The sequence below is a fragment of the Serratia sp. Res13-Sevr-LER1-36-b genome, from assembly GCF_015673035.1.
Taxonomy (GTDB): domain Bacteria; phylum Pseudomonadota; class Gammaproteobacteria; order Enterobacterales; family Enterobacteriaceae; genus Chania; species Chania fonticola_C.
On the sequence record NZ_JADACK010000045.1, the window covers coordinates 21,950 to 46,494 of the forward strand.

26 protein-coding genes are annotated in these 24,545 nt (G+C 55.2%); 23 read left to right on the forward strand and 3 right to left on the reverse strand.

Features of this window, described 5'->3' with window-relative positions:
• Positions 1-45 precede the first annotated feature (45 nt).
• The 8 genes from IMQ33_RS25890 to tauD all read left to right on the forward strand — a co-directional run bounded on the left by IMQ33_RS25890 (position 46) and on the right by tauD (position 8,104).
• Entirely contained in the window at positions 46-1,308 is a 1,263-nt protein-coding gene (locus tag IMQ33_RS25890) for an MFS transporter (RefSeq protein WP_065684961.1), read from the forward strand.
• A complete protein-coding gene (locus IMQ33_RS25895; protein ID WP_196062612.1) occupies positions 1,301-2,377 on the forward strand; it encodes a Gfo/Idh/MocA family protein in 1,077 nt (358 codons plus the stop codon). The genes IMQ33_RS25890 and IMQ33_RS25895 overlap by 8 nt, the downstream gene beginning before the upstream one ends.
• A complete protein-coding gene (locus tag IMQ33_RS25900) occupies positions 2,374-3,438 on the forward strand; it encodes a sugar phosphate isomerase/epimerase (RefSeq protein ID WP_196062611.1) in 1,065 nt (354 codons plus the stop codon). Before IMQ33_RS25895 ends, IMQ33_RS25900 begins: the two co-directional genes overlap by 4 nt.
• Positions 3,435-4,562, forward strand: a complete 1,128-nt coding sequence (locus IMQ33_RS25905; protein WP_196062610.1) for a Gfo/Idh/MocA family protein — start codon at positions 3,435-3,437, stop codon at positions 4,560-4,562. The genes IMQ33_RS25900 and IMQ33_RS25905 overlap by 4 nt, the downstream gene beginning before the upstream one ends.
• 93 nt (positions 4,563-4,655) lie before the next feature.
• Positions 4,656-5,651: a taurine ABC transporter substrate-binding protein gene (gene tauA / locus IMQ33_RS25910; RefSeq protein WP_196062609.1), complete on the forward strand. Its 996-nt coding sequence runs from the start codon at positions 4,656-4,658 to the stop codon at positions 5,649-5,651.
• A gap of 10 nt (positions 5,652-5,661) precedes the next feature.
• Positions 5,662-6,429 carry a taurine ABC transporter ATP-binding subunit gene (tauB, locus tag IMQ33_RS25915; protein WP_024530823.1) on the forward strand — a complete coding sequence of 256 codons (768 nt, stop codon included), beginning with the start codon at positions 5,662-5,664 and terminating at the stop codon, positions 6,427-6,429.
• Positions 6,426-7,259, forward strand: a complete 834-nt coding sequence (gene tauC, locus IMQ33_RS25920; RefSeq protein WP_098929583.1) for a taurine ABC transporter permease TauC — start codon at positions 6,426-6,428, stop codon at positions 7,257-7,259. Before tauB ends, tauC begins: the two co-directional genes overlap by 4 nt.
• Positions 7,256-8,104, forward strand: coding sequence for a taurine dioxygenase (tauD, locus tag IMQ33_RS25925; protein WP_065684967.1), 849 nt, complete (start codon positions 7,256-7,258; stop codon positions 8,102-8,104). Before tauC ends, tauD begins: the two co-directional genes overlap by 4 nt.
• A gap of 3 nt (positions 8,105-8,107) precedes the next feature.
• On the opposite strand, the gene IMQ33_RS25930 is transcribed toward tauD, so the two are convergent.
• A complete protein-coding gene (locus IMQ33_RS25930) occupies positions 8,108-8,827 on the reverse strand; it encodes an NUDIX domain-containing protein (RefSeq protein ID WP_098929587.1) in 720 nt (239 codons plus the stop codon).
• Between the two features lie 192 nt (positions 8,828-9,019).
• Between IMQ33_RS25930 and prs the strand changes: the two genes are divergently transcribed.
• Both prs and IMQ33_RS25940 read left to right on the forward strand, forming a co-directional pair.
• Positions 9,020-9,880, forward strand: coding sequence for a ribose-phosphate diphosphokinase (prs, locus tag IMQ33_RS25935; protein WP_098929589.1), 861 nt, complete (start codon positions 9,020-9,022; stop codon positions 9,878-9,880).
• Positions 9,881-9,890: 10 nt separating this feature from the next.
• The gene (locus tag IMQ33_RS25940) at positions 9,891-11,411 is read left to right on the forward strand and encodes a nicotinate phosphoribosyltransferase (protein WP_196062608.1); all 1,521 of its coding nucleotides are present in this window, start codon (positions 9,891-9,893) and stop codon (positions 11,409-11,411) included.
• A 117-nt stretch (positions 11,412-11,528) separates the two neighbouring features.
• On the opposite strand, the gene IMQ33_RS25945 is transcribed toward IMQ33_RS25940, so the two are convergent.
• Positions 11,529-13,448 (reverse strand): ABC transporter ATP-binding protein, encoded by a 1,920-nt coding sequence (locus IMQ33_RS25945; protein WP_024530829.1) that lies wholly within the window; start codon positions 13,446-13,448, stop codon positions 11,529-11,531.
• 134 nt (positions 13,449-13,582) lie between these two features.
• Between IMQ33_RS25945 and kefG the strand changes: the two genes are divergently transcribed.
• The 4 genes from kefG to slyD all read left to right on the forward strand — a co-directional run bounded on the left by kefG (position 13,583) and on the right by slyD (position 16,845).
• Positions 13,583-14,137 (forward strand): glutathione-regulated potassium-efflux system ancillary protein KefG, encoded by a 555-nt coding sequence (gene kefG / locus IMQ33_RS25950; protein WP_024482696.1) that lies wholly within the window; start codon positions 13,583-13,585, stop codon positions 14,135-14,137.
• The gene (kefB, locus tag IMQ33_RS25955; RefSeq protein ID WP_065684969.1) at positions 14,137-15,945 is read left to right on the forward strand and encodes a glutathione-regulated potassium-efflux system protein KefB; all 1,809 of its coding nucleotides are present in this window, start codon (positions 14,137-14,139) and stop codon (positions 15,943-15,945) included. The genes kefG and kefB overlap by 1 nt, the downstream gene beginning before the upstream one ends.
• 14 nt (positions 15,946-15,959) lie before the next feature.
• On the forward strand, positions 15,960-16,163 hold the full coding sequence (locus IMQ33_RS25960; protein ID WP_037376686.1) for a YheV family putative zinc ribbon protein: 204 nt from the start codon (positions 15,960-15,962) through the stop codon (positions 16,161-16,163).
• 94 nt (positions 16,164-16,257) lie between these two features.
• Complete coding sequence (gene slyD / locus IMQ33_RS25965; RefSeq protein ID WP_021181645.1) at positions 16,258-16,845, forward strand: peptidylprolyl isomerase; 588 nt, start codon at positions 16,258-16,260, stop codon at positions 16,843-16,845.
• A gap of 45 nt (positions 16,846-16,890) precedes the next feature.
• Here slyD and IMQ33_RS25970 read toward each other — a convergent pair whose 3' ends face one another.
• On the reverse strand, positions 16,891-17,118 hold the full coding sequence (locus tag IMQ33_RS25970; protein ID WP_024482693.1) for a SlyX family protein: 228 nt from the start codon (positions 17,116-17,118) through the stop codon (positions 16,891-16,893).
• A gap of 317 nt (positions 17,119-17,435) precedes the next feature.
• On the opposite strand from IMQ33_RS25970, the gene fkpA reads away from it, so the two are divergent.
• The 9 genes from fkpA to IMQ33_RS26015 form a co-directional block, all read left to right on the forward strand.
• The gene (gene fkpA, locus IMQ33_RS25975; protein ID WP_065684970.1) at positions 17,436-18,314 is read left to right on the forward strand and encodes an FKBP-type peptidyl-prolyl cis-trans isomerase; all 879 of its coding nucleotides are present in this window, start codon (positions 17,436-17,438) and stop codon (positions 18,312-18,314) included.
• A gap of 326 nt (positions 18,315-18,640) precedes the next feature.
• A complete protein-coding gene (locus IMQ33_RS25980; protein ID WP_024482691.1) occupies positions 18,641-19,363 on the forward strand; it encodes a transcriptional regulator in 723 nt (240 codons plus the stop codon).
• On the forward strand, positions 19,363-19,752 hold the full coding sequence (gene tusD / locus IMQ33_RS25985) for a sulfurtransferase complex subunit TusD (protein WP_196062607.1): 390 nt from the start codon (positions 19,363-19,365) through the stop codon (positions 19,750-19,752). Before IMQ33_RS25980 ends, tusD begins: the two co-directional genes overlap by 1 nt.
• A gap of 9 nt (positions 19,753-19,761) precedes the next feature.
• Positions 19,762-20,121: a sulfurtransferase complex subunit TusC gene (gene tusC / locus IMQ33_RS25990; RefSeq protein WP_196062606.1), complete on the forward strand. Its 360-nt coding sequence runs from the start codon at positions 19,762-19,764 to the stop codon at positions 20,119-20,121.
• A 9-nt stretch (positions 20,122-20,130) separates the two neighbouring features.
• Positions 20,131-20,418: a sulfurtransferase complex subunit TusB gene (gene tusB / locus IMQ33_RS25995; protein WP_065684973.1), complete on the forward strand. Its 288-nt coding sequence runs from the start codon at positions 20,131-20,133 to the stop codon at positions 20,416-20,418.
• Positions 20,419-20,562: 144 nt separating this feature from the next.
• The gene (gene rpsL, locus IMQ33_RS26000; RefSeq protein ID WP_021181638.1) at positions 20,563-20,937 is read left to right on the forward strand and encodes a 30S ribosomal protein S12; all 375 of its coding nucleotides are present in this window, start codon (positions 20,563-20,565) and stop codon (positions 20,935-20,937) included.
• A 91-nt stretch (positions 20,938-21,028) separates the two neighbouring features.
• Positions 21,029-21,499 (forward strand): 30S ribosomal protein S7, encoded by a 471-nt coding sequence (gene rpsG, locus IMQ33_RS26005; RefSeq protein WP_021181637.1) that lies wholly within the window; start codon positions 21,029-21,031, stop codon positions 21,497-21,499.
• A gap of 90 nt (positions 21,500-21,589) precedes the next feature.
• Positions 21,590-23,704, forward strand: a complete 2,115-nt coding sequence (fusA, locus tag IMQ33_RS26010) for an elongation factor G (RefSeq protein WP_021181636.1) — start codon at positions 21,590-21,592, stop codon at positions 23,702-23,704.
• 71 nt (positions 23,705-23,775) lie between these two features.
• Positions 23,776-24,545 (forward strand): elongation factor Tu (locus IMQ33_RS26015; protein WP_196062605.1); only part of this gene is annotated, 770 nt, incomplete at its 3' end.

The window sequence follows — 24,545 nt, forward strand, 5'->3', positions numbered from 1 at the left end:
CTGGCGTCGTTGCCGTATTAACCAACCAACACCGATGGGGGAGTTATGCAAACAGATAGCCTGGCCCAGGAGGCCAAAAGCACCACGTTCAAATGGGTGGTGCCACGGCTGGCACTGATGATGTTCCTGCAATTTTTTGTCTGGGGAGCCTGGTACGTTACGCTTGGCGTGGTTATGGGCAAATACGGCTTGGCGGCGATCATTGGTGATGCCTATTCCACCGGGCCGATCGCCTCCATCCTGTCGCCTTTTGTGTTGGGTATGGTCGTCGATCGTTTCTTTGCCTCGCAAAAAGTGTTGGCTGTACTGCACCTGATTGGGGCTGGCCTGCTCTGGATGATGCCAGGGTTCTTTGCCGAGGGGCAGGGCAGCGGGCTGCTGTGGATCATCTTTGGCTATATGTTGTGCTACATGCCCACCATTGCCCTGAGCAATAACGTGGCATTTTACAGCCTGAGCAACAGTGAGAAGGCCTTCCCGATTGTGCGGGCGTTCGGCACCTTTGGCTGGATTGTCGCCGGGCTGATTGTCGGCACCAGCGGCCTGTCGGACAGTACCGATATCTTCACGCTGGCGGCCGTGGCCTCTCTGGCATTGGCGATTTACAGTTTTACGCTGCCGCATACCCCGGCACCGGAACGCGGCAAGCCAGTAAAAATGCGCGATCTGCTGTGCGCCGATGCTTTCGCGATGCTCAAGCAGCGCCATTTCCTGGTGTTTATCATCTGCGCCATGCTGATCTCGATCCCGCTGGCGGCGTATTACGCCTATGCCGCGCCGTTCGTAGCCGCGGCCGGTTTCACCAACGTGGGTGGTGTGATGTCGCTGGGGCAAATGTCCGAGCTGTTCTTCATGCTGCTGATCCCGTTCCTGTTTGCCCGCTTGGGGATCAAGTACATGCTGATGATCGGCATGCTTTCCTGGTTCCTACGCTACGTGATGTTCGCTCTGGGCATTACCGAAGAAATGCGCTGGATGATCTACCTCGGCATCATCCTGCATGGCATGTGCTATGACTTCTTCTTCGTTATCGGCTTTATCTATACCGATAAAGTGGCGGGGGACAAGGTGAAAGGCCAGGCACAAAGCCTGCTGGTGCTGTTCACCTACGGCATCGGTATGTTGATTGGTTCGCAGATCAGCGGTGCGCTGTTTAACCATATGGTGACGGCGGAAGGGGCTGCGGCGTTGCCGCAATGGCAGCATTTCTGGTGGTACCCGGCCTTTGGCGCATTGGCGATCGCCGCGCTGTTCTTCTTCACTTTCAACTACCGCGATATTCCAGCAGGGGAGAAACGCGATGGCTGATTTGCGGGTGCTGGTGGTGGGCTGCGGCAATATGGGGGCGTCCCATGCCGAGGCCTACCACGCTATGGAAGGGGTGACAATCTGCGGGCTGGTCGCTCGGGGCGAGTCGCGTGAGCTGCTCAATCAACGTTTGGGCGGCGGTTATCCCACCTTTAGCGACTTTGAGTTAGCGCTGGTGCAAACCCGGCCTGATGCCGTGTGCCTGACCACTTATCCGGACACCCACGAAGCCTACGCCTTGGCGGCGCTGGCCGCGGGATGTCATCTGTTTATCGAAAAGCCACTCGCCACCACGGTAGCAGGGGCTGAAAGGGTGATTGCTGCTGCTCATCAGGCACAACGACAGGTGGTGGTGGGCTATATCCTGCGCCATCACCCCTCCTGGCAACAGTTTGTGGAACTCGCTCGGGGTTTGGGTAAGCCCCTGGTGATGCGGATGAACCTCAATCAGCAAAGCCACGGGCAGATGTGGAATGTGCATCGCAACCTGATGCAGTCATTATCGCCAATTGTCGATTGCGGCGTACATTATCTGGACGTGATGTGTCAGATGGCCCAGGCGGAGCCGATCAGCGTAAGCGCTATCGGCGCCCGGCTGACCGATGACTTGCCGCAGGGGATGTATAACTACGGCCAGCTACAGGTGCGTTTTGCCGACGGATCGATCGGCTGGTACGAAGCGGGCTGGGGGCCGATGATCAGTGAAACGGCTTACTTTGTGAAAGACGTCATTGGGCCGCGCGGCGCGGTTTCGATCGTGGCCCGTCATCACGAAAGGGCTTCCGACGATGTCGGGGGGCATACCAAAACCGAATCATTGCGGGTGCATTACGCCGATTTAGACGATGAGAATCGCTTTAAGCGGCCGGATCGCTGGATCGATTGCCAGGATGAGCCGGACCATTTAGCGCTGTGCCTGAGTGAACAGCGTTACTTTTTGCGGGCTATTCGTGAGGGGCTGGATCTCAATCAGCATCTTCAGGATGCGCTGAACAGCTTACGGGTGGTGCTGGCTGCGGACGAGGCGGTACGCAGCCAGCGTACGGTGATTTTAGGGAGAGAAGCATGAAGACGATGCAGGGGCCGGGGCTGTTTCTGGCGCAGTTTATCGCCGAGCAGGCCCCGTTTAATACGTTGGATGGCCTGGCGGAGTGGGCTGCCGGGCTGGGCTTCACCAGCGTCCAGATCCCCACGCTTGAGCCGGCCATTTTCGATCTGGCGCTGGCGGCGCGTAGTCAGGATTATTGTGATGAGATCGTCGTCCGGCTTGGGCGGCACGGTATTCGCATCAGCGAGCTGTCGACGCATTTGCAAGGGCAGTTGGTCGCCGTCCATCCAGCCTACGATCTGGCCTTTGACGGTTTTGCTCCGCCAGAAGTCCGGGGTAAACCACAGCTGCGCCAAGCCTGGGCAACGGAGCAACTGTTGCTGGCGGCACAGGCATCCCAGCGCTTGGGGCTAACGGCCCATGCGACCTTTTCTGGGGCGCTGGCGTGGCCCTATTTCTATCCATGGCCGCCGCATAATGCGTTACTGTTGGAGGAGGCTTTCGAACAGTTGGCCAAGCGCTGGCTGCCGATCCTGGACGCCTTCGATCGGGCTGGTGTAGATGTGTGCTATGAGCTGCATCCGGGGGAGGATTTACATGACGGCGTGACCTTTGAACGCTTTCTGGCCAAGGTCGGCAATCATCCCCGCTGCCATATTCTCTATGATCCGAGCCATCTGCATTTGCAGCAGATGGACTATCTGGGCTTTATCGATTGTTATCACCCACGTATCCGCGCATTTCACGTCAAAGATGCCGAGTACCGCCCCAACGCCCGCAGCGGCGTATATGGGGGCTACCAACCGTGGTTGGAAAGGCCTGGGCGCTTCCGTTCGTTGGGGGACGGTCAGATCGACTTCCCGGCTATTTTCAGCAAGCTGACGCAGTACGGCTTCCCTGGAGTCGCTACGTTGGAATGGGAGTGCTGCCTTAAGTCGCCGGAGGCTGGGGCACGCGAAGGTGCCGCCTTTATCGCCCGCCATATTATTCCGGTAGCGGAACGGGCCTTTGATGATTTTGCCGCGGTGGATACTGACCGTGAGCGAGTCAGAGCCATGCTGGGCGTGGAGGATGCATCATGAGATTGAAGCTGGGAATGGTAGGTGGTGGTGAAGGCGCGTTTATTGGCGCGGTGCATCGGCTGGCGGCGCGGATGGACGATGAGTTTGAGCTGGTCGCCGGGGCTTTCTCCTCCGATAGACAAAACTGTCTGCGCACCGGGGCGCTACTGCATCTGCAACCGGATCGCTGCTATGCCGATTTTAACCAGATGGCGTTGGCGGAAGCGGCACGCGAGGATGGAATTGATGTCGTTGCGATCGTGACCCCGAATCATTTGCACGCCCCAGTCGCCAGTGCCTTTCTCAACGCCGGGATTGATGTTATCTGCGATAAGCCCTTATGCACCTCCTATGCCGAGGCTCTGCAACTGGCACAAATGGTGCGCCACAGCGGCAGACAACTGATCCTGACCCATAACTACAGCGCCTACCCGCTGGTGCGTGAGGCACGTAGCCGGATATTGGCGGGGGAGTTGGGTGAGATCCGCTTCATTGAGGTGGAATATCTGCAGCAGTGGCTGGCAAAACCGCTAGAACTGACCGACAACAAGCAGGCCGGTTGGCGTGCGCAGCCGGAAAAAGCCGGATCCGGTTGCATCGGTGACGTAGGTACCCACGCTTGGCAACTGGCAGAGTTTGTCAGTGGCATGTTGCCTGAGGCGATCAGCGCTGAGCTGACGTCATTCATCGCGGGGCGCAAGCTGGATGACGACGTGCGAGTGCAGATGCGTTATGCCAACGGTGCCAAAGGTCGGCTCTGGGCTAGCCAGGTAGCCTGTGGTCATGAGAATGGGCTGAAGTTACGAGTTTACGGCAGTGAGGGCAGCCTGGAGTTTTGCCAGGAAAACCCGAACCAGCTGTGGATACGGCCTTTTGACGCGCCCCCCTATTGCATCACCCGCGCTTCGGCATTTCAGCACGTAGAGAACCGCCAATTGGCCCGCGTACCCGCAGGGCATCCTGAAGGTTATCTGGAAGGGTTTGGCCAGATTTACCGTGAAGCTGCCCGGTGTTTGCGTGACGGCCCTTCGGCGGCACCGTTGTTACCAGGGATTGAAACGGGTGTGCAAGGGATGGCGTTTATTGATGCCGCTCAGCGCAGTAGCCGTGCAGGGGGAGAGTGGGTGGAATTGATATCGCCATAAGTAATAAAGAATATTTTTTTATTCTTTTATTGCCGGGCGCCGCTCAGATAAAACTGTTGTTCACAGCACAGAATTTTATCAACGGAGCGGATCATGGCGAGCAAACTTTTCTCATTACGCAGTGCAGTATTGTTGGCTTTATCGCTCGGTGCAGCCAGTGCCCAGGCAGTGGACGTCACCGTGGCGTACCAGACCTCCGCCGAACCGGCCAAGGTGGCGCAGGCGGAAAACAGCTTTGCCAAACAGTCTGGCGCGACCGTTGACTGGCGCAAGTTCGACAGCGGCTCCAGCGTGTTGCGTGCGCTGGCCTCTGGCGACGTGCAGATTGGCAATATCGGCTCCAGCCCGCTGGCCGTGGCCGCCAGCCAGAAGCTCCCTATCGAAGTGTTCCTAATCGCCTCACAGCTGGGCAGTTCCGAAGCGCTGGTGGTGAAAAAGGACATCAAATCTCCCCAGGATCTGATCGGTAAGCGTATTGCGGTACCGTTCATTTCCACCACTCACTACAGCCTGTTGGCCTCTCTGAAACACTGGGGCATCAAACCTGACCAGGTGCAAATTCTCAACCTGCAACCGCCAGCCATTGCAGCGGCCTGGCAGCGTGGGGATATCGACGGGGCTTACGTATGGGCTCCGGTGGTCAATGAACTCGCCAAACAGGGCAAGGTGTTGACCGACTCCGAGCAGGTTGGCCAGTGGGGCTCACCAACGCTGGACGTGTGGGTAGTGCGCAAAGACTTTGCCGAGCAGCATCCGGAAGTCGTCACCGCGTTTGCTGCCAGCGCCCTGAAAGCGCAGAAGGCCTATCTGGCACAGCCGGAACAGTGGCTGAAAGACTCAAGCAACCTCAGCACGCTGGCTCGCCTAAGCGGAGTTCCGCCAGAGCAGGTGCCGGAACTGGTGAAGGGTAACCGCTACCTGCCGGTCGCCGATCAGATCACTCAACTGAGCCAGCCGGTAGATAAAGCCATTCGTGATACCGCCGAGTTCCTCAAGCAACAAGGCAAGATCCCGCAGGTGGACAGTGATTACAGTGCCTATGTGACCGACCGCTTTGTCAAACAGGTGCAGGCTGCGCCGCAGTCGTAAGGGGTCCGCCATGCTAAACGTTAACCATCTTTCGGCCGATTATCAGGGGCGTGCGGCGCTGCGCGATGTGTCGTTCCAGATAGCCAGAGGGCAATTGGTGGTGGTGTTGGGGCCTTCTGGCTGCGGCAAGACCACGTTGCTGAATTTGATCGCCGGGTTTATTGAGCCAACGGCAGGCAGCATTACGCTGGACGATGTCCCCGTCAAAGGCCCGGGAGCCGAGCGGGGCGTGGTCTTCCAGCATGAAGGCTTACTGCCGTGGCGCAACGTGGTGGATAACGTGGAGTTTGGCTTACAGCTGGCCGGTGTGGCCAAGCCGCAACGCCGCAAGGTGGCACAGCAGATGTTGCAACGTGTGGGGCTGACCGGCTATGAACAACACTTTATCTGGCAACTGTCCGGTGGGATGCGTCAACGGGTGGGCATTGCCCGCGCCTTGGCTGCCGATCCTCGGCTATTGCTGCTGGATGAGCCTTTCGGGGCGCTGGACGCATTCACTCGCGAACAGATGCAGGAACTGCTGTTGAACATTTGGCGCGATACCGGCAAGCAGGTGCTGCTGATCACCCATGACATTGAAGAAGCGGTATTCCTGGCCAGCGAGCTGATACTGCTTTCTCCTGGCCCTGGGCAGGTGGTGGAGCGTTTATCGCTGAATTTTGGCCAGCGCTATGCCGCCGGAGAGGCTTGCCGCGCCATCAAGTCCGATCCTGAGTTTATCGCCCAGCGTGAATACGTGCTGGGCCGGGTGTTCCAACAGCGCGAGGCCTTGCTATGAGCCTGCATTCTGTTCTGAAAGCCGCAGTACCGACAGCGGTGCGTCAATCTCGTTTCACGCTGCCGCACAGCCTCAAGCTGAGCACGGCAACCTTGCTGGTGCTATTGGCGGTCTGGTGGGCGGTAACCGCCTTGCAACTGGTCAGCCCGTTATTTCTGCCCGCGCCGCAGCAGGTATTGCATCAGTTGGTGGTCATTGCCAGCCCGCAAGGCTTTATGGATGCCACGTTGTGGCAACACTTAGCCGCCAGCCTGGGCAGAATCCTGGTAGCGCTGCTTGCTGCGGTGGTCATCGGTGTCCCGGTGGGTATTGCGATGGGACTGAGTGAGACGGTACGTGGCCTGCTCGATCCCCTGATTGAAATTTATCGCCCGGTGCCGCCGCTGGCCTATCTGCCACTGATGGTGATCTGGTTTGGCATTGGCGAAACCTCGAAAATCCTGCTGATCTACCTGGCGATTTTTGCCCCAGTGACGCTTTCGACCGTGGCAGGCGTACGCAGCGTAGCGCAGGTGCGCATTCGTGCTGCACAAGCTTTGGGAGCCAACCGCTGGCAACTGTTGCGCTTTGTGGTGTTGCCCTGCGCGCTTCCGGAAATTCTGACCGGCATCCGTATTGGCCTGGGCGTCGGCTGGTCTACGCTGGTGGCCGCCGAACTGATTGCCGCCACGCGCGGTCTGGGATTCATGGTGCAGTCCGCAGGTGAGTTTTTGGCGACCGACGTAGTGATCGCCGGTATCAGCGTGATTGCGATAATTGCATTTGGTCTGGAGCTGGGGCTGCGTGCCTTACAGCGCCGTTTGACCCCTTGGCATGGAGTACAGCAATGAACGAACGTTTGGCAATTACCCCGTTGGGGCCTTATATCGGCGCGTTGGTGGAAAACGTCAATCTGGCGCGGCCACTGGGCGACGGCCAGTTTGAACAGCTTTATCATGCTTTGCTCAAACATCAGGTGCTGTTCCTGCGCGAACAGCCAATCACACCGCTACAACAGCGCGAGCTGGCAGGGCGCTTCGGCGATTTGCATATTCACCCGGTGTATCCACATGCTCCCGATGTGGAGGAGATCATTGTGCTGGATACCCATAACGATAACCCGCCGGATAACGACAACTGGCATACCGACGTTACCTTTATTGAAAACCCGCCGCAGGGGGCGATTTTAGCCGCCAAGCAGCTGCCGACGACCGGTGGGGACACGCTGTGGGCCAGCGGGATTGCCGCCTATGAGGCGTTGTCCGGACCCTTTAAGCGGCTGTTGGCCGGGTTGCAGGCGGAACATGACTTCACCAAGTCGTTCCCCGAGTATAAACATCGTGGCAGCGAGGAAGAGCATCAGCGCTGGCAGTTGGCCGTGCAGAAAAACCCACCTTTGCTGCATCCGGTGATCCGCACCCATCCGGTGACCGGCAAGCAGGCGCTGTTCGTCAATGAGGGGTTTACTACGCGGATTGTCGATCTGGCGGCGAAGGAGAGTGATGCCCTGCTGAGCTTCCTGTTTGCGCATATCACCAAGCCGGAGTTTCAGGTGCGCTGGCGCTGGCAGGCCAATGATATTGCCATCTGGGATAACCGGGTGACGCAGCATTACGCCAACGCGGATTACCTGCCGCAGCGGCGTATTATGCACCGCGCGACCATTCTGGGAGATAAGCCGTTCTATCGCGCCTGAGGATCACTCCACCATCAGGTTTCTGGAAAAGTTTCTCATATCTACTCCCGCTTTCCTGCGATACAGGCGTGCCTTACGTGCGCCTGTTGCCACTCTCTCGCCGGTTTCCTCAAACATTTCCGAAGCGTCAAAACGCCGCATCAGGCTTTTGCGCTGTACCGTATGCGACAAGATGATCTCAATCACTTCCTGCAACTGGGAAAGCGTGAACTCCGCTGGCAGGCAATAGACCGGCAGCATGGAGTATGCCGTTTTTTGCCGCAGCCGCTGCAGTGCCGCTTCTACGATCGTTTGATGATCGAAAGCCAGCTGCTGCGCTTGCAGGTTGTCCAACGGCACCCAGGCTACGTCGCTCACGTCGGCGATATGCGGCTGGCAATCGGCATGGGCGATCAGAGCAAAGTAGACCGTGGTCAGGCTCCAGCCGCGCGGGTCCCTTTCGGGGCCAGAAAAACTGGCCAACTGCGCCAGATAGGGTGGCACCAAACCGGTTTTTTCCCTCAGTTTACGTTCGGCCGTCGCTTGCGTGGAGGTGTCACGCTGCAAATCGATAAACCCACCGGGCAATCCCCACTGATCGAGGAAAGGCTGATTAGCGCGCTTGGCCAACAGCACGCACAGCTTCCCGCCGTGTACGGTAAACAGCACGCTGTCGACGGTGACAAGCGGTGAGGGGAAGAGGCGCGGATCGTAGTTTTTCAGGTACTCGGCTTGCGTGGTCATGCTGGCGCTCGGCTAAAAAGGTCTTTGAGACAATATAACAATAGCTGCTGGCTAATGATAATTATTAAAAGCTCAAATAAACAAATGGTTAAGCGATTTCTCTGCGATTAAGGCATTTTTCGCTTGCCAATAAATGTCTCTTGGACAATTATATAAATGTCCTAGAGACAATAATTGGCGGGGGAGAAAAATATGAGCGCACAGCTGCAGTTGTTTTTGAACGACATTGAAGTGAAGGTGACAACCGGGCAGTTTCCCGATGGGGCGGTGTATGCCCGTTTTGCACAGCCTGAAACAACGGGAGCTTCGCAGATGCGTATACGTGCCAGCGCAATGCGCAGCATGGATGACTTCATGCTGTTGGCACAGTTGACGCAGGCGGTACGCCACCAGTTTCTGATCAAAGAAAGCCTGCTTGAGCTGCCTTACCTGCCCTACGCCCGCCAGGATCGCCATATGACCTCCGGCGACAGCTTTGCGCTCAAGGTGTTCGGCCAATTACTCAACACCTTGGCGTTTGACCGCGTGACGGTACTGGATCCACACAGCGAAGTGGCTGCTGCCGTGATCGACAACATGCACATCATTACTCAGCAACAGTGCATGCAGCACAGCAGCAGACTGGCCAATTTACTGACCCAGCAGCAGCTGTTACTGATGGCTCCGGATGCCGGAGCGCTGAAAAAAATTCACGCGGTGGCGGCACACTTTGGCATCGCGCAATACGGCATCCTGACCAAACACCGGGACGTATTCAGCGGCGAACTGACGGGTTTCGAGCTGCTGGCCGGTGATGTGCAGGGCAAAGACGTGCTGATTGTGGATGACCTGTGCGACGGCGGCGGCACCTTTATCGGCTCGGCCAAGGTGTTGCGTCAGGCGGGGGCTCGTACGGTCAGCCTGTATGTCACCCACGGGGTGTTTTCCAAAGGCACTGCGGCTTTGCTGAGCCAAGGCATCGATAACATCTATACCACCACTTCCTATGCTGCGGCGGAACTCGCTCAGCAACGTGTTGAACTGATTGATATTGCGCGTATCTACGCTCGCTAAGGAACCGACTATGTTGACCAATCCTATTCTGGCGATTGATGGCTATAAAGTGTCACACCGTGAGCAGTATCCGCTGGGTACTACGCGGATCTATTCCAACTTCACGCCGCGCAGCGATCGGTTCTTTACTTCCCCGTTGCCGGACGGCCAACTGGTGTTCTTTGGTCTGCAGGGCTTTTTGCAGTGGTTCATGGTGGATCTCTTCAACCAACAGTTTTTTGCCCAACCAGAAGAGCAGGTAGTGGGGGAATATAAAAAGCTGATGGACAGCTACATTGGTCAGGACCGGGTCTGCGTGGAGCATATTCGCGCGCTGCATCGGTTGGGTTATCTGCCGCTGCATATCAAAGGGCTGGATGAGGGTAGCAAGGTGAAGATGAAGGTGCCGGTGCTGACCATCACCAATACGCGTGAGGAGTTCTTCTGGCTGGTCAACTACCTGGAAACGGTGATCTCGGCCGAACTGTGGAAGGCTTCCACCAATGCCACCATTGCCCACCATTACCGCAAGATCTGCCAGATGTGGGCGGATAAAACCTGTGATGACCTGGCGCATCTGGATTTCCAATGCCACGACTTTTCCTTCCGCGGCATGTCGGGCATGCATGATGTCGCGCAATCCGGTGCCGGGCATTTGCTCAGCTTCAAGGGGACCGACAACATTCCTGCGGTGCTGTACGCACAGAAGTATTATCCAACCGCTGAAGATTACTTCGTGGCTGGCAGCATTCCCGCCACCGAACATAGTGTGATGTGCATGGGAGAGCAGGCAACGGAGATCGAAACGTTCCGCCGCCTGATTGAAGATCTTTACCCGAACGGGCTGGTTTCCATCGTGTCGGATACCTGGGATTACTGGCAGGTGCTGACGGAGTTTACTCGTGAGTTACACAGCAAGATTATGGCGCGCGATGGCCGAGTGGTCTTCCGCCCAGACAGTGGCGACCCGGTGGCTATTCTTTGTGGAACCGGCGACGACAGCGATCGCAGTACGCAACGTAGCCCCGAAGAGAAAGGCTCGGTGGAAGTGTTGTGGGAAATCTTTGGCGGCACGGTTAACAGCAAGGGCTACAAAGTGTTGGATCCGCATGTCGGGCTGATTTATGGAGACTCCATCACTCTGGAACGCGCCCAGGAAATTCTGCAACGGCTGGAAGCGAAAGGTTTTGCCAGTTCTAACGTAGTGTTTGGCGTAGGTTCCTTTACTTATCAGTATAATACCCGCGATACCTTTGGTTTCGCGATGAAGGCCACCTACGGTGAGGTGAACGGAGTGGGGCGCCCTATCTTCAAACAACCGAAGACCGACAACGGTCTGAAACAGTCTGCATGCGGTTTGTTACGGGTGATCCGCGATGGGGAAGGAGAATATCAACTGCTGGATAATCAGGATTGGCAGCAGGAACAGCAGGGCGAACTGAAAACGCGCTTCCTGGATGGCAAACTCTATAACCAGGACTCACTGGAGCAGATCCGCCAGCGCATTGCCTGCCCCTCACCCCAACCCGCTCCCACAGGGAGAGGGAGCTGAATTGAGCTCGTAGGCGATTACAGAGTTAATATTTAACTAGTTGATATAAAGGATTATAACCAGAGTTAAGCTGTAGCACGATAGGCCCCCTCTCCCTTTGGGAGAGGGGGCGTTAAATCAACTCTCTGCTTCAAACGCTTGGGTCAGCGTCTCCAGCTGTTCCTGGGCATCCAGCCAGGTCATTTCCGTTTCTTCCAGAGCGGACTTGGCCTGGCTTTGCTTTTGCAGGCAGGCGGTCAGATCGGCTTTACGGCTGATGTCGTACAGCGCCGAGTCTGCCAGCTGTTCTTCCACCGCGGCCAATTCGGCACCCAGCTTATCCATCTGTTGTTCCAGTTTGGCGATCTGCTTACGCAGCGGTTGGGTTTGCGTACGGAATTCGGCTTCACGGCGCTTTTGGTCTTTACGCGCCTGGGCGCTGTTGCCGTTATCCTGCTTCGGTGCGGCATCCTGCTGTGCCTGCTGCTTTTGCAGATCGCTAAGCCACTGCTGGTAATCGTCCAGATCGCCCTCGAACTGCTCCACCTGGCCATCGTGCACCAGATACAGATCGTCGGTAGTAGAACGCAGCAGATGGCGGTCGTGCGAAACCACCACCAATGCCCCCTCGAAATCGATCAGCGCTTCGGTCAACGCCTGGCGCATATCCAGATCCAGGTGGTTGGTCGGTTCATCGAGCAGCAGCAAGTTAGGGCGCTGCCAGACGATTAGCGCCAGCACCAGCCGTGCCTTTTCACCGCCGGAGAAACGTTCGGTGATTTCGGTGACCTTATCGCCCTGGAAGCCGAAGCCGCCAAGGTAATCGCGTAATTGCTGTTCTAACACGCGAGGGGCGATGCGGCTCAGATGCTGCAGTGGCGACTCATCGGCGCGCAGGAACTCCAACTGATGCTGGGCGAAGTAACCCAGTTTGATGCCCTTTGCCAGCCCGATCTCCCCGCTTAACGGCTCAAGCGTGCCAGCCAGCATTTTGATCAGCGTTGATTTACCTGCGCCGTTACGCCCCAACAGGCCAATACGTGAACCGGGCACCAGGTTGAGCTTGATTGACTGCAAGATCACTTTGTCGCCATAGCCTGCACTGACTTTTTCCATCCGCAGCAAGGGATTTGGCAGACTTTCGGGTTGGCGGAAGCTAAACGTGAACGGATTATCGACGTGCGCTGGGGCAATCAGCTCCATCCGTTCCAGCATTTTGATGCGGCTCTGTGCCTGTTTGGCCTTGGTGGCCTGAGCACGGAAACGGTCAATATAGCTTTGCAGATGCGCCACTTTTTCCTGTTGGCTCTGATACAGCGACTGCTGCTGTGCCAGTTTGGTGACGCGCTGGCGCTCAAAGGAGGAATAGTTGCCGGTATATTCGTTGATGGTCTCATTTTCGATGTGCAGGATCTTGTCGACGATTGGGTCGAGGAAATCACGGTCATGCGAAATCAGCACCAGGGTGCCCGGATAGCTTTTCAGCCAGCGTTCCAGCCAGATCACTGCATCCAGATCCAGGTGGTTGGTGGGTTCGTCCAGCAATAGCAGATCGGAGCGGCAAACCAAAGCCTGAGCCAGGTTGAGGCGCATACGCCATCCGCCCGAGAAGGCGCGCACCGGGCTTTGCAGTTGCTCGTTGGAAAAGCCTAAACCGTGCAACAGGCTGGCGGCACGGGAACGGATGGTCCAGGCATCCAGGGCATCGAGCTTGCCGTGCAGCGTGGCGATGGCGTGGCCGTCGTTATTATCGTTTGCCACCTGTAATTCGGCTTCCAACTGGCGGAATTCCCGATCTCCATCGATAACATACTCAATGGCGGGCACGTCCAGTGCCGGAGTTTCCTGATTCACCCAGGCCAGCGCCCAGTTGTTTGGGAAGGTGTAGCTGCCACCGTCTGCGGCGATCTCACCTTTCAACAGGGCCAGCAGCGTGGATTTCCCACAGCCGTTCTTACCCACCAGGCCGACCTTCTGACCTGGATTAACCGTCGCCGTGGCGTTGTCCAACAGGACGCGGGTGCCGCGTCGGATTTGTAGCGAGGAGAAAACAATCATAAAGCGCCGTTTGTTCAGAGTATGTTAAATTGAATTGAGTTTACGTTAACAGGACGCGTAGCAGTCCTATTATTAGTCTTTGCGTTGCATGGTAACGGAAATCCGCCACCCTGACGACGCTTTGGAGGGGAATGATGTCACAGCCGCCGAAGGTTTTGCTGCTGTATGCCCATCCGGAATCCCAGGACTCGGTAGCAAACCGGGTTTTGTTACAACCGGCACAGCAGTTGGAACATGTCACCGTGCACGATTTATACGCGCACTATCCGGATTTCTTTATTGATATCCATCACGAACAACAGCTGCTGCGCGACCATCAGGTCATCGTTTTCCAACACCCTTTATATACCTATAGCTGCCCGGCCTTGCTGAAAGAGTGGCTGGACCGTGTGCTGTCCCGTGGCTTTGCCAGTGGGATGGGCGGTAATGCGCTGGCAGGCAAATACTGGCGTTCGGTGATCACTACCGGGGAGCCGGAAGGCGCCTATCGCACCGGCGGTTATAATCGCTATCCGATCGAGGATATTCTGCGCCCTTTTGAACTGACTGCGGCCATGTGTCATATGCACTGGCTGACGCCGATCCTCGTCTACTGGGCACGCCGCCAGAAACCGGAAGTGCTGAGCAGCCACGCCAGCGCCTATGGCGATTGGTTGCGTAACCCCTTACCGCACACCGGGAGGCACTGATGGAAGGTTCCGCGCTATTAACCGCCATACTGCTGTTCCTGTTTGCCGCGGTGGTGACAGTACCCATTGCCCGTCGCCTGGGGATCGGGGCTGTTTTAGGCTATCTGATCGCCGGTATCGCCATCGGCCCGTGGGGATTGGGATTCATTCGGGATGTGGATGAAATTCTGCATTTCTCCGAGTTGGGTGTGGTGTTCCTGATGTTTATCATCGGGCTGGAACTGAACCCGGCCAAACTATGGGAACTGCGTCGTTCGATCTTTGGTGTCGGTGCCGGGCAGGTATTGGTCACGGCGGCAGTGCTTGGCGCGCTGCTGTATTTCAGCCATTTCGCCTGGCAGGCGGCAGTGATCGGCGGCATTGGTCTGGCCATGTCATCGACGGCCATGGCGCTGCAGCTGATGCGTGAAAAGGGGATGAACCGTAACGAGGGGGGCCAGCTAGGTTTCTCGGTGCTGCTGTTCCAGGATATGGCGGTGATCCCGGCGTTAGCGTTGATCCCGATCCTGGCCGGTGGCGCAGGCACCAGCGATGATTGGGCGAAAATCGCCATGAAGGTTGCGGCCTTCGGCGGCATGCTGATCGGCGGGCGTTTCCTGTTACGCCCGTTATTTCGTTATATCGCCTCATCTGGGGTGCGTGAAATATTTACGGCCGCCGCGTTGTTGGTGGTACTGGGGGCTGCGCTGTTTATGGATGCCCTTGGTCTGTCGATGGCATTGGGGACTTTTATCGCCGGGGTGTTGCTCGCAGAGAGCGAATATCGCCATGAGCTGGAAATCGCCATTGAGCCTTTCAAAGGGCTGCTGCTCGGGCTGTTCTTCATCTCGGTAGGCATGGCACTGAATATGGGCGTGTTGTATACCCATCTGCTGGAAGTGCTGCTTGGCGTGGTGATCCTGGTGGCGGTGAAGTCGGGTGTATTGTACTCGATGGCGCGTATCTTTGGCCTGCGACGCTCGGTACGTCTGCAATTTTCTGGGGTGCTGAGCCAGGGCGGGGAGTTCGCCTTCGTGCTGTTCTCGGCGGCGTCGACACAGCATATCTTTGACGACGATCAACTGGCCTTGCTGCTGGTCGTGGTGACGCTCTCAATGATGACCACGCCGCTGCTGATGCAGATTATCGATCGCATTCTGGCCCGCCGCTATAACGCCAAGGATGAGGATGAAGAGGCTCCCTACGTGGCAGACGACGATCCGCAGGTAATCATCGTCGGCTTCGGCCGCTTCGGGCAGGTGATTGGCCGCTTACTGATGGCTAACAAGAAGCGTATCACCGTGCTTGAGCGGGACGTTAGCGCGGTTGGCGTATTGCGCCGATACGGTTACAAGGTTTACTACGGGGATGCCACGGAGCTTGAACTGCTGCGGGCAGCTGGTGCGGCAAAAGCCAAATCTATCGTTATTACCTGTAATGAGCCGGAAGATACCATGGCCATTGTCCATCTGTGCCAGCAGCACTTCCCCAACCTGTCCATTTTGGCGCGGGCGCGGGGGCGTGTGGAAGCGCATGAGTTGCTACAGGCTGGCGTAAAACAGTTTAGCCGGGAAACCTTCTCCAGCGCTCTGGAGCTGGGGCGCAAGGCGTTAACGGAGTTGGGGATGCACCCGCATCAGGCTTATCGCGCTCAGCAGCATTTTCGCCGTCTGGATATGCGCATGCTGCGTGAACTGATGCCTCCGCATCTGGGGGATGTGGCCCAGATTTCCCGCGTGAAAGAAGCCCGGCGCGAGCTGGAAGAACTTTTCCACCGTGAAATGCAAAAAGAAAAACGGCAGTTCGACGGTTGGGATGAATACGAATAATTCGGAGCACAATGATGTCTGCAACACGTAAAAGATTTATCGCCGGGGCGGTTTGCCCAAGCTGTAACGCTATGGATACGCTGGCGGTTTGGCGTGAAGACCAGGTTGAAGTGGTGGAGTGCGTCAAGTGTGGCCACCATCAGCGCCAGACCGAGCAACAGGTGGAAAAACACGTTCGTCCGCAGGAGCAGGTGATCGGTATTTTTCATCCGGAGTAGCGTTATCTGCCGTGATTTTTTATGCTGAAGGGTACAGCGCTGGAGATTTCCGCTACAATCTCCACCGATTTAGTTTCCAACGGTAGGAGATATCATGAAAGTAACAAAAGACTTGGTGGTCAGCCTGGCTTACCAAGTACGTACAGAAGACGGTGTTTTGGTTGATGAGTCTCCGGTGAGTGCACCGTTGGACTATCTGCACGGGCATGGCTCTCTGATCGCAGGTCTGGAAAAAGCGCTCGAAGGTCACGAAGCGGGCGATCGTTTCGACGTTCATGTTGCCGCTAACGAAGCTTACGGCAACTACGATGAAAACCTGGTGCAGCGCGTTCCTAAAGACGTCTTTATGGGCGTTGATGAACTGCAGGTAGGTATGCGCTTCCTGGCTGATACCGATCAGGGCCCGGTTCCGGTTGAAATCACCGAAGTTGATGGTGACCACGTAGTGGTTGATGGTAACCACATGCTGGCTGGCCAAGACCTGAACTTCCACGTAGAAGTTGTGGCGCTCCGTGAAGCGACCGAAGAAGAACTGGCCCACGGCCACGTTCACGGTGAGCACGATCATCACCACGAACACGGTGACGGCTGCTGCGGCGGTCATGGCCACGATCACGACCACGATCATGACCACGGCAAGAAAGGCGGCTGTGGTGGCAACGGTGGTTGCGGCTGCCACTAATTCTGGTGCTGTAACTGCAACAAAAGGTCGCTTCGGCGGCCTTTTTTAGTAATGCGGGGGCGGCGTCTCTTCCGACTGCGAGGCGATCATCGAAGGTTGGCTGGCGCGCAGTTTGTCGGTCAGCAGGCGCAGATGCTCTTGTATCTTCAGCATTTCAAGCTGATGCTGCACCACGGTTTGATTGAGTTCCTCAATCGTCACTTCCTGAAAGGCCTGGCGGCTTTCCATCTCTTCCAACCGCAGAAGCAGGTTCTCGTAGTTTTTCTCGTGCATGATGTTACCTCTGGCACTGTTAAATCCGGGATTCTGGCACTATGTTATCAGTAGCGGTCGGCTTTGTGCCTGCCAATTTCGGCAAGTGGTTTTTCACTGCCGTAGAGCGGACAATTCAATCCGCAAAGTCGTTAAATAAAATCGTTAATTATCAATGCTATTTTTATTTTTCTTGAACTTTGCTACCAATATGAGGTCACATCTTGACTCGATTGGTTACCTGTGTGACTGTTTTGTTTTGTTTCAGGCAGCTATAGTAGCCCGGTTAACTTACTTAATGATGGTTTGAGGCACCGCTTCAGACACTGGAGAAATGGATGAAATCTTTGTTTAAAGTCACGCTTCTGGCAACCACTATGGCTCTTGCTCTGAATGCGACCCAAGTTATGGCAGCCGATGCGGCCAAACCTGCTGATGCAGCTACCGTTACCACTACCGGTGAGGTTGCGCCTGCTGCTGAAGCGGCTAAACCTGCAGAAGCACCAAGCACCGGCAAGTTCAAGAATGACGATGAGCAGGTAGCTTACGCACTGGGTGTTCAACTCGGCCGCTACATGGAAAACTCGCTGGATGAACAAGAAAAACTGGGCATCAAGCTGGACAAAGACGTGATGCTCGGGGCTGTTAAGGACGCGTTTGCCAAGCAAAGCAAGCTGAATGACTCTGACATCGAAAAAACTCTGCAAGGTTTTGAAGTGCGCGTGAAGGCTTCCGCTCAGGCGAAGATGGAGCAGGACGCGAAAGAAAACGAAGCGAAAGGCGCTAAATACGCTGAAGCCTTCGCCAAAGAAAAAGGCGCGAAGAAAACCGAATCTGGTCTGCTGTACAAAGTAGAGAAAGAAGGGACCGGTGAAGCACCGAAAGACAGCGATACCGTAGTGGTAAACTACAAAGGTACCCTGACCGACGGCACCGTGTTTGACAACTCCTACGATCGCGGCGAGCCATTGTCATTCCGTCTGGACGGCGTGATCCCAGGCTGGACCGAAGGCCTGAAGCACATCAAGAAAGGTGGCAAGATCAAACTGGTTATCCCACCGGCACTGGCCTACGGCAAAAATGGCGTTCCTGGGATCCCTGCCAACTCCACGCTGGTGTTTGACGTTGAACTGCTGGATGTGAAACCGGCAGCCAAGGCTGACGACAAAACAGAAAAAGCGGCTGACGAAGCTGCTGCAGACGCTAAAGCCAAATAAGTCTAAGATTTTCCCAACCGCCGCGAATGTCCTTCGCGGCGGTTTTCATTTCTGCACGACCAAGAATGCCAAATATCCTGCAACTTTACTTCCTGTCTCTACTGATCGCTTGACGCCTGCCGGGCATCGGGCTTAACGTCAATATCACGCGCAAATGTAAGAACCAGCATCTGACCGTTTTGCTAGACTCTGGGTCTGAACTTATGAATCATGCGCCTGCCCCTTAGGGCGTGTACCTAAAACTGCTCCCGGCAGCGATTGTCTCCTGCGCGAGCCGTTTTAGTTGCGTCCCCTGGCACAGGCGATCTATGTAGGTGGTATCTTCGATGTCAAATTCGCTTTTATCCAGCGAAGCCAGCGAACTTGATTTGCTGAATGAGCGTCCGTTTAGTCAGACGGACCATGAAATCCTGAAGTCGTATGAAGTCGTGGTCGACGGGCTGGCGATGCTGATTGGTGGGCACTGCGAAATCGTGCTGCACTCCCTGGAGGATCTGAAATGCTCCGCCGTGCGTATTGCCAATGGCGAGCACACCGGGCGTAAAATCGGTTCGCCGATCACCGATCTGGCACTGCGCATGCTGCACGATATGGCGGGCGATGACAGCAGCGTCTCCAAAGCCTATTTCACCCGGGCCAAAAGTGGCGTGTTGATGAAGTCGGTGACGATTGCCATCCGCAATCGCGAACAGCGGGTGATCGGCCTGCTGTGTATCAACATGAACCTTGATGTGCCGTTCTCGCAGATCATCCAGACCTTTATGCCGCCGGAAACGCAGGAGGTAGCTTCCTCTGTCAACTTTGCCTCCTCGGTTGACGATCTGGTAGCGCAGACGTTGGAGTTCACCATCGAAGAGGTGAATGCCGATCGCAACGTGTCCAATAACGCCAAAAATCGCCAGATCGTACTCAACCTGTATGAGAAAGGTATTTTTGATATCAAGGACGCGATCAATCAGGTTGCCGATCGCCTGAATATCTCCAAACATACCGTTTACCTGTATATCCGCCAGTTCAAGAGTGGCGATCTGCTGGGCAATGAGCGCTGATGCTTAACTACTGCCTATTGGTCACTGGCCCGGCTTATGGTACTCAGCAAGCGAGCAGCGCCTGGCAATTCGCCCAGTCCCTGTTGGCGGCCGGCCACCGCATTACCAGCGTTTTTTTCTATCGCGAAGGGGTGCTGAATGCTAACCAGCTATCATCTCCGGCCAGCGATGAGTTCGATCTGGTGCGTGCGTGGGTTGATCTGGCACAGCGGCATGGTATGGAGCTTAACGTCTGTGTGGCGGCAGCTTTGCGCCGTGGCGTGGCCGATGAGCAAGAAGCCGCACAGCTGGCATTGGCGGCCGCTAACCTGCAGCCGGGGTTTACCCTCAGCGGTTTAGGCTCATTGGCAGAAGCGGCGCTGAGCAACGATCGTCTGGTACAGTTTTAAGTGAGTAGAATGAAGCGAGTTGCGTTTGTATTTACCCAAGGGCCACATGGCAGTGCGGCTGGCAGAGAAGGGCTGGATGCGGTACTGGCGACGTCGGCACTGAGCGAGGATATCGGCGTGTTTTTTGTCGGCGATGGCGTGTTGCAACTGCTGCCGGGCCAACAACCCGAAAAGATCCTGGCCCGCAATTACATCGCCACCTTTGGTGTATTGCCGCTGTATGACGTTGATAACTGCTATCTCTGCGCAACGGCCATCCAGGAGCGCGGGCTGCAACAGGTCACCGACTGGGTGTTGAAGGCCGAAATTCTGCCGCCAGATACTCTGCGCGAGAAACTGGCCGCTTACGATGTGGTCATGACTTTCTAGGATACTTTGATGCTGTATACCCTAAGCCATTCCCCAACCCGTTGCGACCTGCCTGCGTTGTTAAGGCTCACCAGAGAAGGTGATGCCCTGTTGTTGTTGCAAGACGGCTTACTGGCCGGCCTGGCCGGTAGCGCCAGCCTTGATTTATTGCTCAATGCCCCCATATCCCTTTATGCGCTGCAGGACGATCTGGATGCCAGAGGCCTGTCTGGTCATTTTTCACCCAAAATCACGCTGATCGGTTATACTGACTTCGTTGTGTTAACCGAGACACACCACAGCCAAATGGCATGGTAATGCGTGTGATGTTGTATATTTCTTGACACCTCTACCAGTCAGCCATAAAATTCTGCGTCCTCGTACTGTGCCAATAGTGCATACGGGGGATTTATCACATGTTTACGAAGCAAAAAACGAAGCAAAACCCAGGAGCTTTTTTTAATGACTACGATTAATCAGCTGGTTCGCAAACCACGCTCTGTGAAGGCTGCTAAAAGCAACGTTCCAGCGCTGGAAGCTTGCCCGCAGAAACGTGGCGTATGTACTCGCGTATATACTACCACCCCGAAAAAACCAAACTCCGCACTGCGTAAAGTTTGCCGTGTGCGTTTGACTAACGGTTTCGAAGTGAGTTCTTACATTGGTGGCGAAGGCCACAACCTGCAGGAACACTCCGTAATCCTGATCCGTGGCGGTCGTGTTAAAGACTTGCCAGGTGTGCGTTACCACACCGTCCGTGGTGCACTTGACTGCTCCGGCGTTAAAGACCGTAAGCAAGCTCGTTCCAAGTACGGCGTGAAGAAGCCAAAGGCTTAATGGTTCTCCGTTAAGTAAGGCCAAACATTTTAATGTCAAAATAAACTCGTAGAGTTTTGGACAATCCTGAAATTTTCAACGGAGTATTTCCATGCCACGTCGTCGCGTAATAGGCCAACGTAAAATCCTGCCAGATCCTAAGTTCGGATCCGAGCTGTTGGCTAAATTTGTAAACATTCTGATGGTAGATGGCAAGAAATCTACTGCAGAAGCAATCGTCTATACCGCGCTGGAGACCCTGGCTCAGCGTTCTGGTAAAGGTCACCTGGAAGCTTTCGAAGTCGCTCTCGACAACGTGCGCCCGACTGTAGAAGTTAAGTCTCGCCGCGTTGGTGGTTCTACTTACCAGGTACCAGTTGAAGTTCGTCCGGTTCGTCGTAATGCCCTGGCAATGCGTTGGATCGTTGATGCCGCTCGTAAACGTGGTGATAAATCCATGGCTCTGCGCCTGGCGAACGAACTGTCTGATGCAGCAGAGAACAAAGGCTCTGCTGTTAAGAAGCGTGAAGACGTTCACCGTATGGCAGAAGCCAACAAGGCGTTCGCCCACTACCGCTGGTAATCCATGCAGTAGTTTTGCTAACCAAGTGGGCGCTTCAAGAAGCCAACCCGCTTGGTTTCACCGAACCGCCTAAGGCAATAGAGGAATCAAATGGCTCGTACAACACCCATTGAGCGCTACCGTAATATCGGTATCAGTGCTCACATCGACGCCGGTAAGACCACAACTACCGAACGTATCCTGTTCTACACCGGTGTAAACCACAAAATCGGTGAAGTTCATGACGGCGCCGCCACCATGGACTGGATGGAACAAGAGCAGGAGCGTGGTATTACCATTACTTCTGCAGCGACAACTGCTTTCTGGTCTGGTATGGCCAAGCAGTTTGAGCCGCACCGTGTAAACATCATCGACACCCCAGGGCACGTTGACTTCACCATCGAAGTAGAACGTTCCATGCGTGTGCTTGATGGCGCGGTAATGGTTTACTGTGCTGTTGGTGGTGTTCAGCCACAGTCTGAAACCGTATGGCGTCAGGCTAACAAATACAAAGTGCCACGCATCGCGTTCGTTAACAAAATGGACCGTATGGGTGCCAACTTCCTGAAAGTTGTTGGTCAGCTTAAATCTCGTCTGGGCGCAAACCCGGTTCCATTGCAGCTGGCAATTGGCGCAGAAGAGAAATTCACCGGTGTTGTTGACCTGGTGAAAATGAAAGCCATCAACTGGAACGAAGCTGATGCAGGCGTGACCTTCGAATACGAAGAGATCCCAGCTGACATGCAAGAACTGGCTGCTGAATGGCACCAGAATCTGGTTGAGTCTGCTGCTGAAGCCTCAGATGAGCTGATGGACAAATACCTGGGCGGCGAAGAGCTGACCGAGGAAGAAATCAAGAAAGCTCTGCGTCAGCGCGTGCTGAACAACGAAGTGATTCTGGTAACCTGTGGTTCTGCCTTTAAAAACAAAGGCGTACAGGCAATGCTGGATGCGGTTATCGAATACCTGCCAGCGCCAAATGACGTTGAAGCTATCAACGGTATTCTGGACGACGGTAAAGACACCCCTGCTGTACGTCATTCTGACGACTCAGAGCCGTTCTCTGCACTGGCGTTCAAAATCGCTACCGACCCATTCGTGGGTAACCTGACGTTCTTCCGTGTGTATTCTGGCGTTGTTAACTCCGGTGACACCGTTCTGAACTCCGTGAAGGCCGCGCGTGAGCGTCTGGGCCGTATCGTTCAGATGCACGCTAACAAGCGTGAAGAGATTAAAGAAGTTCGTGCAGGCGACATCGCTGCAGCAATCGGTCTGAAAGACGTAACTACCGGTGATACGCTGTGTGATCCTGCTAGCCCGATCATTCTTGAGCGTATGGAGTTCCCTGAGCCGGTAATCTCCGTAGCGGTAGAACCAAAAACCAAAGCTGACCAGGAAAAAATGGGTCTGGCTCTGGGCCGTCTGGCGAAGGAAGACCCATCATTCCGCGTATGGACTGACGAAGAATCAGGTCAGACCATCATCGCAGGTATGGGTGAACTTCACCTGGATATCCTGGTTGACCGTATGCGTCGTGAATTTAACGTTGAAGCGAACGTGGGTAAACCACAGGTTGCTTACCGTGAAGCGATTCGCGCGAAAGTTACTGACATCGAAGGTAAACACGCCAAGCAGTCTGGTGGTCGTGGTCAGTATGGTCATGTTGTTATCGACATGTACCCACTGGAGCCGGGCTCAAATCCGAAAGGCTACGAGTTCATCAATGACATTAAAGGTGGTGTGATCCCAACGGAATACATCCCTGCCATTGATAAAGGTCTTCAGGAGCAACTTAAGTCTGGTCCACTGGCCGGTTATCCGGTAGTTGATCTCGGTGTGCGTCTGCATTTCGGTTCTTTCCACGATGTTGACTCCTCCGAATTGGCGTTTAAACTGGCCGCGTCTATCGCCTTTAAAGATGGCTTTAAGAAAGCAAAACCTGTTTTGCTTGAGCCTATCATGAAGGTTGAAGTTGAAACGCCGGAAGAGAACACTGGTGACGTCATCGGTGACCTTAGCCGTCGTCGTGGTCAACTGAAAGGTCAGGAATCCAACGCTACTGGCGTTCAGATTCACGCTGAAGTTCCGTTGTCCGAGATGTTTGGATACGCAACTCAACTGCGTTCTCTGACCAAAGGCCGTGCTTCTTACTCCATGGAGTTCCTGAAGTACGATGATGCGCCGAACAACGTCGCTCAGGCCGTTATTGAAGCCCGTGGTAAATAAGCTTTCGGGTTTAACACATTGATCAGTGCTCTCTCCATGAGGGGGGAGCAAAAGAGTTAAGGAATATAGCCGTGTCTAAAGAAAAATTTGAACGTTCCAAACCGCACGTTAACGTTGGTACTATCGGCCACGTTGACCACGGTAAAACTACCCTGACCGCTGCAATCACTACCGTTCTGGCTAAAACCTACGGTGGTTCTGCACGTGCTTTCGACCAGATCGATAACGCGCCAGAAGAAAAAGCTCGTGGTATCACCATCAACACTTCTCACGTTGAATATGACACCCCGACTCGTCACTACGCGCACGTTGACTGCCCAGGGCACGCCGACTACGTGAAAAACATGATCACCGGTGCTGCTCAGATGGACGGCGCTATCCTGGTTGTAGCTGCGACTGACGGCCCTATGCCTCAGACTCGTGAGCACATCCTGCTGGGTCGTCAGGTTGGCGTTCCTTACATCATCGTATTCATGAACAAATGCGACATGGTTGATGATGAAGAGCTGCTGGAACTGGTAGAAATGGAAGTTCGTGAACTTCTGTCTGCTTATGACTTCCCTGGTGATGACCTGCCGGTTGTTCGTGGTTCAGCGCTGAAAGCACTGGAAGGCGAAGCTGAGTGGGAAGCTAAAATCATCGAGCTGGCCGGTCACCTGGATTCTTACATCCCAGAACCAGAGCGTGCTATCGACCTGCCGTTCCTGCTGCCAATCGAAGACGTATTCTCCATCTCCGGTCGTGGTACCGTAGTTACCGGTCGTGTTGAGCGCGGTATCGTTAAAGTTGGCGAAGAAGTTGAAATCGTTGGTATCAAAGACACCGTTAAGTCTACCTGTAC

Excerpts from the sequence above, each read along its gene's own strand:
- IMQ33_RS25890 (WP_065684961.1), top strand. The coding sequence starts at position 46 with ATGCAAACAGATAGCCTGGCCCAGGAGGCCAAAAGCACCACGTTCAAA.
- IMQ33_RS25895 (WP_196062612.1), top strand. The coding sequence starts at position 1,301 with ATGGCTGATTTGCGGGTGCTGGTGGTGGGCTGCGGCAATATGGGGGCG.
- IMQ33_RS25900 (WP_196062611.1), top strand. The coding sequence starts at position 2,374 with ATGAAGACGATGCAGGGGCCGGGGCTGTTTCTGGCGCAGTTTATCGCC.
- IMQ33_RS25905 (WP_196062610.1), top strand. The coding sequence starts at position 3,435 with ATGAGATTGAAGCTGGGAATGGTAGGTGGTGGTGAAGGCGCGTTTATT.
- tauA (WP_196062609.1), top strand. The coding sequence starts at position 4,656 with ATGGCGAGCAAACTTTTCTCATTACGCAGTGCAGTATTGTTGGCTTTA.
- tauB (WP_024530823.1), top strand. The coding sequence starts at position 5,662 with ATGCTAAACGTTAACCATCTTTCGGCCGATTATCAGGGGCGTGCGGCG.
- tauC (WP_098929583.1), top strand. The coding sequence starts at position 6,426 with ATGAGCCTGCATTCTGTTCTGAAAGCCGCAGTACCGACAGCGGTGCGT.
- tauD (WP_065684967.1), top strand. The coding sequence starts at position 7,256 with ATGAACGAACGTTTGGCAATTACCCCGTTGGGGCCTTATATCGGCGCG.
- IMQ33_RS25930 (WP_098929587.1), bottom strand. The coding sequence starts at position 8,827 with ATGACCACGCAAGCCGAGTACCTGAAAAACTACGATCCGCGCCTCTTC.
- prs (WP_098929589.1), top strand. The coding sequence starts at position 9,020 with ATGAGCGCACAGCTGCAGTTGTTTTTGAACGACATTGAAGTGAAGGTG.
- IMQ33_RS25940 (WP_196062608.1), top strand. The coding sequence starts at position 9,891 with ATGTTGACCAATCCTATTCTGGCGATTGATGGCTATAAAGTGTCACAC.
- IMQ33_RS25945 (WP_024530829.1), bottom strand. The coding sequence starts at position 13,448 with ATGATTGTTTTCTCCTCGCTACAAATCCGACGCGGCACCCGCGTCCTG.
- kefG (WP_024482696.1), top strand. The coding sequence starts at position 13,583 with ATGTCACAGCCGCCGAAGGTTTTGCTGCTGTATGCCCATCCGGAATCC.
- kefB (WP_065684969.1), top strand. The coding sequence starts at position 14,137 with ATGGAAGGTTCCGCGCTATTAACCGCCATACTGCTGTTCCTGTTTGCC.
- IMQ33_RS25960 (WP_037376686.1), top strand. The coding sequence starts at position 15,960 with ATGTCTGCAACACGTAAAAGATTTATCGCCGGGGCGGTTTGCCCAAGC.
- slyD (WP_021181645.1), top strand. The coding sequence starts at position 16,258 with ATGAAAGTAACAAAAGACTTGGTGGTCAGCCTGGCTTACCAAGTACGT.
- IMQ33_RS25970 (WP_024482693.1), bottom strand. The coding sequence starts at position 17,118 with ATGCACGAGAAAAACTACGAGAACCTGCTTCTGCGGTTGGAAGAGATG.
- fkpA (WP_065684970.1), top strand. The coding sequence starts at position 17,436 with ATGAAATCTTTGTTTAAAGTCACGCTTCTGGCAACCACTATGGCTCTT.
- IMQ33_RS25980 (WP_024482691.1), top strand. The coding sequence starts at position 18,641 with ATGTCAAATTCGCTTTTATCCAGCGAAGCCAGCGAACTTGATTTGCTG.
- tusD (WP_196062607.1), top strand. The coding sequence starts at position 19,363 with ATGCTTAACTACTGCCTATTGGTCACTGGCCCGGCTTATGGTACTCAG.
- tusC (WP_196062606.1), top strand. The coding sequence starts at position 19,762 with ATGAAGCGAGTTGCGTTTGTATTTACCCAAGGGCCACATGGCAGTGCG.
- tusB (WP_065684973.1), top strand. The coding sequence starts at position 20,131 with ATGCTGTATACCCTAAGCCATTCCCCAACCCGTTGCGACCTGCCTGCG.
- rpsL (WP_021181638.1), top strand. The coding sequence starts at position 20,563 with ATGACTACGATTAATCAGCTGGTTCGCAAACCACGCTCTGTGAAGGCT.
- rpsG (WP_021181637.1), top strand. The coding sequence starts at position 21,029 with ATGCCACGTCGTCGCGTAATAGGCCAACGTAAAATCCTGCCAGATCCT.
- fusA (WP_021181636.1), top strand. The coding sequence starts at position 21,590 with ATGGCTCGTACAACACCCATTGAGCGCTACCGTAATATCGGTATCAGT.